This window comes from Streptomyces sp. NPDC001868 (genome assembly GCF_040297125.1).
Taxonomy (GTDB): domain Bacteria; phylum Actinomycetota; class Actinomycetes; order Streptomycetales; family Streptomycetaceae; genus Streptomyces.
The window spans coordinates 1-9757 of record NZ_JBEOYO010000108.1; the positions used below are offsets into that span (position 1 = coordinate 1).

The 9757-nt window shown below is 70.5% G+C and carries 6 protein-coding genes and 4 pseudogenes; 6 read left to right on the forward strand and 4 right to left on the reverse strand.

What is annotated here, in order from left to right; genetic code table 11:
• Positions 1-106, forward strand: a pseudogene (locus ABT147_RS46385) (PaaX family transcriptional regulator C-terminal domain-containing protein); the annotation flags it as partial.
• Positions 107-217: 111 nt separating this feature from the next.
• Here the strand turns inward: ABT147_RS46385 and ABT147_RS46390 are convergent.
• Positions 218-2065, reverse strand: coding sequence for a GGDEF domain-containing protein (locus ABT147_RS46390; protein ID WP_351418427.1), 1848 nt, complete (start codon positions 2063-2065; stop codon positions 218-220).
• Positions 2062-2610 carry an RNA polymerase sigma factor gene (locus ABT147_RS46395; protein ID WP_351418429.1) on the reverse strand — a complete coding sequence of 183 codons (549 nt, stop codon included), beginning with the start codon at positions 2608-2610 and terminating at the stop codon, positions 2062-2064. The genes ABT147_RS46390 and ABT147_RS46395 overlap by 4 nt, the downstream gene beginning before the upstream one ends.
• 464 nt (positions 2611-3074) lie before the next feature.
• Between ABT147_RS46395 and ABT147_RS46400 the strand changes: the two are divergent.
• From ABT147_RS46400 to ABT147_RS46410, 3 genes and pseudogenes are all read left to right on the forward strand, one after another.
• A pseudogene (locus tag ABT147_RS46400) lies at positions 3075-4151 on the forward strand (NsdA family TPR-like regulatory protein); the annotation flags it as partial.
• A pseudogene (locus ABT147_RS46405) lies at positions 4136-4680 on the forward strand (GNAT family N-acetyltransferase). The pseudogenes ABT147_RS46400 and ABT147_RS46405, both read left to right, overlap by 16 nt.
• A gap of 151 nt (positions 4681-4831) precedes the next feature.
• Entirely contained in the window at positions 4832-5365 is a 534-nt protein-coding gene (locus ABT147_RS46410) for a hypothetical protein (RefSeq protein ID WP_351418434.1), read from the forward strand.
• Between the two features lie 104 nt (positions 5366-5469).
• Here the strand turns inward: ABT147_RS46410 and ABT147_RS46415 are convergent, their stop codons facing one another.
• Together ABT147_RS46415 and ABT147_RS46420 are read right to left on the reverse strand one after the other, a co-directional pair.
• Positions 5470-6729 carry a replication-relaxation family protein gene (locus tag ABT147_RS46415; RefSeq protein ID WP_351418437.1) on the reverse strand — a complete coding sequence of 420 codons (1260 nt, stop codon included), beginning with the start codon at positions 6727-6729 and terminating at the stop codon, positions 5470-5472.
• Positions 6730-7493: 764 nt separating this feature from the next.
• Positions 7494-7691, reverse strand: coding sequence for a hypothetical protein (locus tag ABT147_RS46420; protein ID WP_351418439.1), 198 nt, complete (start codon positions 7689-7691; stop codon positions 7494-7496).
• A gap of 122 nt (positions 7692-7813) precedes the next feature.
• Between ABT147_RS46420 and ABT147_RS46425 the strand changes: the two genes are divergently transcribed.
• Together ABT147_RS46425 and ABT147_RS46430 are read left to right on the forward strand one after the other, a co-directional pair.
• A complete protein-coding gene (locus ABT147_RS46425) occupies positions 7814-9391 on the forward strand; it encodes a helix-turn-helix domain-containing protein (RefSeq protein WP_351418442.1) in 1578 nt (525 codons plus the stop codon).
• A 125-nt stretch (positions 9392-9516) separates the two neighbouring features.
• Positions 9517-9757, forward strand: a pseudogene (locus ABT147_RS46430) (hypothetical protein); the annotation flags it as partial.

Here is a 9757-nt window from a genome sequence, read left to right on the forward strand (position 1 = left end):
GCGGCAGAAGCGGCACGTCCTGCGTTCCCGGCTCGCCGGACTGGGCTTCGGCACGGCCGCGGCGGGCGGGTGGGAAGCCCCCCCCCGCCGGTACGAGGAGAACCGGCTCCCCTTTCCGGAGTTCTCCTCGCGTGGGGCGTCCTGGCCGGCTGGGGAGACATGCGGAGCATTCTCCGTCTGCCTCCGCCGACGAGGACGGAGTCGTGCGCTCTCGCCGCTACGTGGTGTGCGACAGCTGTGCAATCTTTCGGAGGGTTTTGGCGAGGTGCATGTCCTGGTCGGCCGTGTCGATGATTTGCTCCGCGGTCATCCCGTTCCTGGCCCACATGATCCCGACGCTTGCGGACATCTGGACCGTGGTGCCGCTGATGCGGATCGGGTGGGTGAGGGAGGCCCGGATGCGCGGTTCCAGTTCTTCGAGCTGCTGGAAGGTCCGTCCGATGGCGAGGAGAGCGAACTCGTCGCCGCCCAGCCGGGCCACCACGTCACCGCGGCGTGCCAGGTCGGTCAGCCGCCGGGCCACCTCCACCAGGACAGCGTCCCCCACCCCCTGTCCGTGGGTGGTGTTGATCAGGGTGAAGTCGTCGAGCCCCACCGACAGCACGGCCACGCTGGTAGCGCGTCCGTCCTTCGCGGGTGTATCACACAGCCGCTGCAGTTCGGCACGCAGTCCCGCACCGGTTACCGCACCGGTGAGCGGATCACAGGTCAGAACCGGTGCGCCGGGGCTCCGGTCGGCACGACCGTCGTCCAGGGTGATGAGGCAGCGCGGGCCGTCCGAGCCCTTGGAGGAGTCGCTGACGACAGGCATGGCACTGATGGTTGTCGGCAAGTAGGAGCCGTCACGGCGGGCCAGGCGGACCGCGCAGCTGCCCCTGGTCTGTGAGATCCGCAGCCAGGCGGTCAGGTCTTCCGGATGAACCAGGTCCTCCAGGGAGAACTCGTGCAGCGCGTTGGGGCTGCGGTCCAGCAGCCGGCACAGGGCATCGTTGACCTTGAGCAGTCTGCTCGGCCGGCCCGGTGGCAGCTTGGCCAAGGCCATGGGCCGCTGGGCGATCGTCATGGTCTGACGGAGCCGGTCCTCGCTCACTCGCAGTAGCGTGTGCTCGCGTTCGAGTCGTACCAGCGCGCGCTGGGCGTCGGCCCGCAGACGTGCTGTGGTGATCGCGAGCGCGGCCTCGCGGGCGTAGAGCTGAAGTGCTTCACGCTCCCACACTCCCGGCAGCAGCCCGTCCCGCGGAAGATCCACAGACAGCACGCCGAGCAGTGCGCCCTCGGACGTGCGCAGTTCGGCAAAGAGCCGGTCCTCGTTGTGCCACCTGCCCGGTGCTGGATCCGGCCCTCCTTCCGCCCGCCAGGACGGGACACCGTCCCCGTCGGTGGTCCAGCCGATTTCGTGAGAGATGTAGACGACATCGCCCCAGCGCTTGCCCATCGACAGACGGCCGTCCCATGCCGCGCGCGGGCCGATGCGCCCGACCAGGAAGGCTTCGGCGGTCTCGTTGCCGGTCACCGAAGCGACGACGAGATCGCCGTCGGGGCGGACCAGATTGAGGCAGGAAGCCCCGTAGTCGAGATCGTTCACTGCGCCATCGGCAACGGCTTTGAGGGCGTGAGCCAAACTGTCGGCTTCATGCAGGCGGCTGAAGCTCCGGCGCAGCCTGGCCAGCCGGGCTGCGGGGGCTTGCCAGGTGTCGGGGCCGACAGCTGACGCGCCGGCGAGATTATTACTCAGTGCCCGACGGCGATCGAGGGTCTGCAGTTCGTAGGCGGCGTCGGCGACGCCGGACCGGGCAGCCATCTCCAGCCAGCGGGCCGCCTGTCCCCAATCTTCCCGACGCAGGAACTCGATCCCCAGGGCGTAGGCGTCGCTGCCGATCACGGCCCGGTCCGTGGCCGCGTCGACGAGCGCGCCCTCCGGGACACTGAGCGCACGCAGTTGTTCCTCCACTGCACGGAACCCGGACAGCAGTTCGTCATCGGTGAAGGTCGGGCGGGGCGCGCCCAGTTCGCCAAGCAGCCCCGTGAGCGTCTCGTCGCCGGACCGGTCCTGGTGGTGCGTCATCGGTGTGCCCCTTTGTGTGCCCCTTGTTCGAGAGGGAGGAGATAGCCCTGGAGTTCGGGCATGGACCGAAGCTCCCGTATCGCCGCGGTGGTGAGTTTCTTCAGACCTTCGACGCCGATGCCCATTAACGCGGCCGCACTGCCCCGGTCCAGGCCGTCGATGTAGCGCAGGGTCACCGCTTGCCGTTGCCGCTCGGACAGACGCGCCAGGGCATGCTGCACGTCGACCCGGACATCGGCACGCTCACTCTCCTGATCGTGTCGGCCGGGCCACTGATCCAGCGCCTCGTACACGAACGCGTCGCCTGGGAGTTCCGCTGCCCGCCCCGCCTGCGCATACCAGTCGGCCACCCGCCTGCGGGCGATCACGAACAACGGCGCGACCTCGTCCTCGTACCCCTGCCAGGACCGCCGGAAGTACGCCACCCACACCTGCTGGCAGATGTCCGCCACAGCCGCCTCGTCCCCCACCCGGCGGCTGACAAATCCAGCCAGCCGGGGATGCTGGGCACGATAGACGGCCTGCCTCGGGTCCGCCGCTACCACGCGATACCCCGAAGCCCCCGGCCCGAGCCGACGGGTAACGCCGCCCCGCCCGGGTGGAGCCTGCCGTCATGCCAGGCAGCAGACGGATACCGAACGGCCGTGACCATGAGCTGGGTTCCCCTCGCCTCGGATACCTTTACCCAACAGGTCTCCGCACGGACAACAAACGGGTACTCCGCTCCCGCCGGACACTTGAACGCACAGTGTCTGCTGCAAACTGGATGATCTCGGCTGTCTCGATCAGGGCGTCGAAGTCGACGGTGCGATGGCTGGGTGGCTTCTTGAACGCGCCCATGGCGCCGGTGAACAGCGCGGACGCTGCCCGCGAGGGACATCACCACCAAGGCACGCAGCAGTTCGGTCGCCGCGGCTTGGCGGTGGCGCTCGGCGGCTGAGCTCCCGCATCGCGCGGGTCTGCCTAAAAGGGAGTTGGACAGCGGCGGCTACCACCGCGCCCTCACCCCCCACCGCAAGCTTCCCAGGCCCGGACTGCTCTGCGCGCGGGGTCGAGGTGTGGTTCACCGCATCGAAGGAACGGGCAAGCGGACGGCAGGTGTCGCGGTCCCCGTGTGCGATCTGCTTGGCGGGTTCAAAGACGGGTTCTGCCAGCCGCCGGCACCCGTCCCACCACCGTGGGCACCTCCGATGTGCTCCGCCTGCGGGACGGCCTGGACCGGCTCACCATGCTCGATCAGAAGCGCGGCGGACACGCCGCCCTCGAGCGCGCCGCGCTCGCTGGCGCAGCCGAGGCGGTCGGCCTGCAGACCCGGTCCGCCTCGCAGACGATCCGGCAGCGGTTGTTCGGTGTCGCCGCCGACTACACCACGGCCGCCGCCTGGTCGTGCATCGACGCCCGCCACTTCGATCGGGCCCGCAGCCACGTGAACGAGGCGCTGAGACTGGCCGGGCTGTCGCAGGACCCCGTGGCACTGATGCGGGTGTGGAACTCCACCTCGATCCTTGCGTACCAGCTCGGTCAGTACGCCGAAGGTGTCGCAGCGGCACAGGCGGCTCAGTCCTGCGCGATCACGCGCCGCGATCCGCTGTTCGGATCTCTCGCGCACGCCCGGGCCGCAATCGGGCACGCCTACCAGGGCGACCGGCAGGCCGCCATCCGCTCGATCGGATACGCCGAAGAGGCCCTGACGCGAACCGAGGCACGCCCCCGCCCGTCCTGGATCGCCTTCTACGGGCCCGCAGAACTGCACGCCCTGACCGGGATCGTCCGCAGCCGTCTCGGCCAGAGCGCGGAGGCGGAAGCCGCCTCGCACCGCGCCCTGTCCACGATCCCGGCCCCCTACCGGCGCAACCGCGCCATGACCACCGTGGACCTCTCCATCGCCCAGCTCCACCAGGGCGACGCCGAACAAGCCTGCGCCACGACCGAGGATGCCTTCACTCTGATGTCCGGCAGCCCCCTGCCCGGCCGACTGCGCGTCCTGCTGGGCGACTTCTACCGTGATCTCCTCACGCTCGCGCCCTCCACCACCGTGGCGCGCGAGTGGGCCGACCGTTACCGATCCGAATGGAGCCCCGCGTGACCACGGCACCCGCCATCGACCTGCGCCGCTATGGACACAACGACCTGCCCGACATCCGGCAGACCCTGCTCGACGTCCATGCCGATGCCTACTTCGAGCGGCGGCACGAAGAGTTCGTACAGCGCTTCCCCTGGTTCGTGGACCACTGGGGAGGCCGTGAAGGATTCGCCTGCGTGGTCGCGTACGAGGGCAGTGAACCCATCGGGTTCACCTACGGGGCGCCGGGCGAGCCGGGCCGCGAATGGTGGCGTGAGTACCTGGCCGAAGAGCCGGCCGACCCGTCGACGTTCTCCGTCTCGGAACTGATGCTCAGGCCGAAATGGCGCAAGCAGGGACTCGGGGAGCGGCTGCACACCGCGCTGCTCGCCGACCGGCCAGAAGCCCTGGCCGTGCTCACGGTGGACACCAAGCGGCCCCGGCTCCAAGCCCTCTACGAGGGCTGGGGTACAAGAAGGTCGGCGAACGCCAGCCGTTCCCGGACTCCCCGCTGTATGCCGTGATGCTGCTCGACCGCAAGCGCACGGCCTGACCGGCACCACCAGCTTGCGGCCCGCTCCCACCCGGAGCGGGCCGTCGTCGTCTGCGCATGCAGGGACGTCCCAGGACGGGCCGCGTGCATTCACCCGGGGATGTCCCGGCGTACGGCGGACAGCGGACAGGCGGGCCGACATGCTGAGGGCATGGACGACACCTTGCTGGACCGGCTGGAGACGGCGCTGGCGGCTCTGAAGGGCACGGCTCCGGACCGCCGGCGCTTCGCGGACGTGGACGAGGATGTGCTGCGCGTACTGGTCGACGCCGCAGAACGGGCGGCCCGAGCCCAGGAACAGGTATGGGCGCTGGTGGAAGCAACCGCCGACCCCGAGCCGCCGCTGGTGATCTGGGGCGCCCGTCTCTTCTCCGACCTTGCAACGACGGGTGAGGAAGCCGAGCGCACCGACGCCGCGATGCGTGAACGCGCAGCCGCCTCCGCGCGCAACCGTGCCCAGTGGCAGCGCGAGGCGCTGGACAAGGTGAGCGAACTGGTGGACGAGAACCGAGCACGGCTGGAACGGCAGGTGAAGCAGGCCGAAGCCGAAATCGCGGCCGGCCCGCCACCACGCCCGAAGCGGGGCTTCGGTCTGCCGCAGGCACCCGGCGGAGCAGGGACTACACGACGTCGCAGCCAACTTGGAACGACGGCTCCCACAGCAGACGGGCCAGGCCTGCACTGAGCAACTGACCGGCCCGGTCCCGGCCATGCGCTGACCGGGCCACCCGTCGGCGACGCCGTCTCTCCCCGCATCCGGGCGGGGAGAGACGGCGTCGTCGTGCATGGTCAGCTCCTGCGGCGGAACAGACCGCGGAGCTTGCCCGGCTCCTGGTCGTGGTCGTCCTCCGGCTCTGGCGGCGCGGCAGTCTGACGGCGGGCGGCTTGGGCAGCAGCCTTCTGCCGGGCGACGTCGTCGGCGTGGCAGCTGCCGCACACGGCCGCGTCCCCGGCCGTCCACGCGCCACCGCGCGCGGTGGTCTCCTCCCAGCGCTGGTCGGTGAACTTCTGCCCGCACCGCTTGCACACCGGCCGCCGCGCCTCCCGCTCAGCGGCACGGCGCCGCTTGTCCTCCGCGTCGGCGCGGGCGAGCTGGTCGCGGTAGAGGTTCTCGCCGCCAGGGTTGTCGAGCGCGTCGGTCAAGGTCTGTTCGTCCGCGCGCCCCAGGCGCCGCCACACCGCCGCGTCCGCGCCGTGCTCTTGGAGCTGCTCCAGGGTGGTGAAGAGGACCGGCACGGACTGGCTATAGTCCTTCGCCGTGATCGCCTCGCGGTAGTAGCTCTCGTACCGGCGCGGCGCCCAGTAGCGACGGCCCGCTTCCTCGAGGACCTGCACGGTGTTGTCGACCTTGGCCCTGGTGCTGTCGGCGAACACGAACGCCACCGGCACCAGGCCCTCCCGGCCGGTCGGCGGGTAGACCCGACGCCACAGCCGATGCTCGTGGTCGATGCTCGCGATCGCGTCCGGCCGGGAGCGGACCAGGTCCACGGTGTGCTTGTCCGCGTCCGGTGCCAGCAGCCGGCCCCACTCCCAGTACCGGCGCAGCTTGTGCACCAGGTCGTCGGCGTCCTCGGTGCGGCGGTCGATCTCCAGCAGCATCACCGGCACTCCACCCGCCTTCGCCCGCACCACCAGGTCCGCCCGCTGGACGTACCCGCCTGCGAGCCGGTGCGGGACCTCGGTGGCGAAGCCGAGCCGGTGCCCGATCCCTGCGCGGTGCAGTTCGGCGGCCGTGGAGGTGACCGCCGCGGCGTGGTCGTCGTAGCTGCCCGCGAGCAGTTCCCCGGTGTCCGGGTGGTACTTCTCCTTGCGCAGCGCTGAGACCCGTATGTTCTTCGGCTCCAGCAGCTGCTTCGCTTCGCGGTGTCCCCGTTCGGTGAGCACCCATACCTGCCGCTGGTCGTCCTGAACCGATTCGATCCTCACCAGGCGGTGGTCCTCCAGATCCAGGAGGTTGTCCCGCGTGAGCTTGTCATGCTGGTTGTCCGGACGGGTCAGCTTCCACAACTGGTCGGGCGTCGCCCTCTGGAAAATACCCAGCGCTTGCAACAGCTCCCTCCGCCTGGGCTCTGTCGAGTTCTTCCTGTGAGTAGGACGCCTTTGGACATGAGGGTTGTCGGACCTGCGGCGACCCCCTGTCCGCCTGGCTTGACCTGCTAGAACGCCCGGACCCTGACGGCGGGGCGCGGAGGGGGTGATGGAGGGGTCCACGGAGGGGGTATCCGGAGCCGTGTCCGGAGCCTGCTCGGGCTCATCTGCGGTGCTCGCCACAGGGCGCTCCTGGAAGGTGGGGCGGGCCTGTCCCGCCATTCACCTTCTACAGGTGCGGTCTTCGGCTCTCGTGTGACGCCGGTCTTGAAGAACCTCTCCGCCGTGACCGCATCGTGATCAATTTGCAGGCGGCGGGAGGTGATTTCTCCCCCCTGCCCCGGCGCCGGAATCTATCCACAGGCGAACCATCAGAAGCTGCCTCATGACGCCGTGAACGACACGGCGCGCAGTCCTGTGAGGAGCTGTCCATGTCCCAGACCCGCTTCGCGCCCATGACTCCGGACGCGGCGATCAGCGCCTTCGCCTACCTCCGGGCCGTCCAGGCCGACGACATCGACGCCGCCCGCGAGTTCGCCGGCGCCGAACCGCGGATGCCCGAGCTGCTCGTCGACGTCGCCGAACGCATCGTCGTCCCGGTCACCGCGGCCTATATCTGGTGCTCCTGGGCTCCCAGTGCAGGTCAGCGCAGGTCTGCGATGTTCAGGCACGTCTGGCACGTCGTTGAGCGCGGTCGGGGCAGGTGGCCTGCCGTCGCAGGACCATCAGGTCAGGAGGGTGGTGAAGACGCTGGCTACGGTGGCGGCGAGTGTGATGACCGCTGCGAAGGTGACGGCGGCGCGGGTGAGGGCGGCGGGGTAGGTGGCGCCGTCCATGCGGGCGAGTTTGCCCGCGCCGGCGGCGGCCAGCAGCGCGACGACGATCACGATTGCGGTGGCGAGGAGGACGACGGCGACGGTCACGACAGACTCCCGTTACACGATGGGGTGTTGACGTGGTCGACGGTCGTAGAAGTGGTGTGCGCCGGGGTTCGCCGGGACGAAGATGAACACCAGCGAACACATCACGGCCCGGGGACGAGCACGTGCGCGACGAGCAGAACGGCCACAATCCGGCACTCACCGAACTGCGCAGGAGACTGGATGACGGACTGGCCCGCATGCGGCTGAACAAGACGCTGCTGGCTGGCCGTGCGGGGCTGGGGCGAACGACCGTGTCGGAGGCCTTCCAGGCCGACGGGCCGGTGCCCTCGGCGCAGACCGTGGCGGCGCTGGCCCGCGCGCTCGATCTGCCGGTCCAGGAGTTACTGGCGCTGCAGCGGGACGCGGCCCGGGGAGGGGGCGGTGAACGGCCGGGGCCCGGCAGGTTGATCGGGGAGTGGGAGCCGCACGATCTGGAGGTCCATCCGGCCGGCCACAGCAAGGTCGTTGACGGCTCGGATGCGCCCGGGGTACGGGTGCTGTCCGGGTATGTGCGGCGCGACCATGACCAGGTGCTGGCCGAGGCGGTGCGGGATGTGGCGGTCGGCCGCAGCCGGATCGTAGTCCTGGTGGGCACCTCGTCGACCGGGAAGACCCGGGCGTGCTGGGAGGCCGTCCAGCCGCTCGCGGACCGGGGTTGGCGGCTTTGGCATCCCTTCGACCCGACCCGGGCCGAGGCCGCCCTGGAGGACCTACACCATGTCCAGCCGCGCACCGTGGTGTGGCTGAACGAGGCCCAGCACTACCTCGGGAACCGGGCGGCCGGTGAGCAGATCGCAGCGGCCGTGCACCACCTGCTCGTCACCCCGGAGCGCGGGCCGGTCCTCGTGCTGGGCACGCTCTGGCCCGAATACGCCCACCAATACACGACCCTGCCCGCGCCGGGCGGGGACGATCCGCACAGCCGGGTAAGGGAACTGCTCGCCGGCCGCACCCTGACCATCCCGGATTCCTTCGACGCCCCAGCCTTGGCCGCGGCAGCCGCCCTCGCCGAGGGCGGTGACCGGCTGCTGGCCGACACCCTCACCCGCGCCCACACCGACGGGCGCATCACCCAGGACCTGGCTGGTGCCCCCGAACTCCTCACCCGCTACCAGCACGCAAGCCCGGCCGCCAAAGCTCTGCTGGAAACAGCGATGGACGCACGCCGCCTCGGCGTCGGCCTGCACCTCCCGCAGGCCTTCCTCACCGACGCCGCGATCGACTATCTCAGCCAGACCGACTACGACCAGCTCACCGACGACTGGGCCGAAACCGCCTTCGCCGAACTCGCCAAACAGGTCCACGGCAAACAAGCCCCACTGCGCCGCACCACCCCCCGAGCCCCACGACGCCCACCCACCCCCTCCACAGCCTCAGCCCCGCCCTCCCCACAGCAGGTGGGACCGGTGTTCCGGCTCGCCGACTACCTCGAAGAGCACGGCCGCACCACCCGTAGGCGGCTGTGTCCGCCCGCCTCCTTCTGGTATGCCGCCCACGCCTGCCTCACCCATCCGGACGATCTGGCCAACCTCACCCGCGCAGCCCAGGTCCGGCATCGCTTGCAGTGGGCCCACCACCTTCGCCACCGGGCTGCCGAGACCGGCGACGCCTTCGCCTTGCTCCGCTTGGCCGTGATGCGGGAGGAGGCCGGGGACCGGGAGGGCGCCGAAGCCCTGGCCCGGCAGGCCGCCCGCGCCTGAGCCGAGCCTCCGCTCGAAGACCGCCACGACCCGCCGGGGAGGCCGGGGACCGGGAGGGCGCCGAAGCCCTGGCCCGGCAGGCCGCCGACGCCGGCAGGCCCTTCGCCCTGCGCCGCCTGGCTGAAATGCGAGAGGAGACCGGGGACCGGGAGAGCGCTGAATCCGTCTACCGGCAGGCCGCCGAGACTGGCGACACCTTCGCCCTGCTCCGCTTGGCCGTGATGCGGGAGGAGGCCGGGGACCGGGAGGGCGCCGAAGCCCTGGCCCGGCAGGCCGCCGACGCCGGCAGCACCGGTGCCCTGCGCCGCTTGGCCGTGATGCGGGAGGAGGCCGGGGACCGGGAGGGCGCCGAAGCCCTGGCCCGGC